Consider the following 1,042-nt stretch of genomic DNA (forward strand, 5'->3'; position numbering starts at 1 on the left):
AAAGACTGATTCGGGGTACTACCGGAATAACAACAGGACAAATTCGAGATGCTACCGGAATAACAACAGGACAAATTCGGGATATTCCCGTTTTAGCCCATAAACATCCCACCGTTTACATGGATCGTTTCACCAGTAATATAACTTGCTTGCTGAGATGCCAAAAACCCTACTACCGAAGCCACTTCTTCGGGCTGCCCCAAGCGCTGCATCGGTATTGTCGCCAACATACTCGCTTTTACGGTATCGGAAAGCTCTTCTGTCATGCTCGTCTCAATGAAACCCGGAGCCACTGAGTTAACTGTAATGCCTCGCCCACTAATCTCTTTTGCCAAAGAGCGGCTAAAGCCCTCTATGCCTGCCTTGGCAGCACAATAGTTTGCCTGGCCTGCATTGCCCATTTGCGCAACAACAGAGCTAACGTTAATAATTCGTCCCCAGCGCGCCTTAGTCATGCCTCGGAGCGCTGCCTTTGAGACTCTGTAAATCGAGCTCAAGTTGGTGTTCAAGACATTATCCCAATCTTCTTCTTTCATACGCATCAACAAACCATCACGGGTAATGCCGGCGTTATTTACAACGATCAAAGGCGGACCATAAGCTTGAGTGACCTGTTTGATGCCTTCTGTGACCGACTCTGGGTCTGACACATCCATCTTAATGCCGTCACCGTCCAAGCCCCACTTTGAGAAATAATGCGAAATTGACGAGGCACCATCTTCTGTTGTGGCAGTACCAATAACCGTTAAGGACTCATCCATGGCCAACTCTTTAGCAATCGCCTGACCTATTCCACGGCTTGCGCCCGTGACTAACGCCACCTTCTTTTCCATTGCCATTTTCCTGTTCTTTATTTTGGTATTTTAACTTGGTTCGCACCGCGCACCCTATACAGCATGTTTAATCTGATAAACCGGAAACTACTTTTTCAAGACTACTCACGTCTGACATAGCCATCGTGTTAACCGTTTTATCAATTCGTTTATTTAAGCCCGCTAGCACCTTACCAGGACCACATTCAACGAAAGTGTCGGCACCTAGC

Annotated in this window: 1 protein-coding gene; it reads right to left on the reverse strand. The window is 47.2% G+C overall.

Translation table 11 applies throughout. The annotated features are described in order from the left end of the window. Positions 1–92 precede the first annotated feature (92 nt). Positions 93–839 carry a 3-oxoacyl-ACP reductase FabG gene (gene fabG, locus A3729_RS01230; protein ID WP_068506760.1) on the reverse strand — a complete coding sequence of 249 codons (747 nt, stop codon included), beginning with the start codon at positions 837–839 and terminating at the stop codon, positions 93–95. Positions 840–1,042 lie beyond the last annotated feature (203 nt).

The sequence above is a fragment of the Oleiphilus sp. HI0043 genome (assembly GCF_001634935.1).

Coding starts and splice junctions, on each gene's coding strand:
- fabG (WP_068506760.1), bottom strand. CDS start 839: ATGGCAATGGAAAAGAAGGTGGCGTTAGTCACGGGCGCAAGCCGTGGA.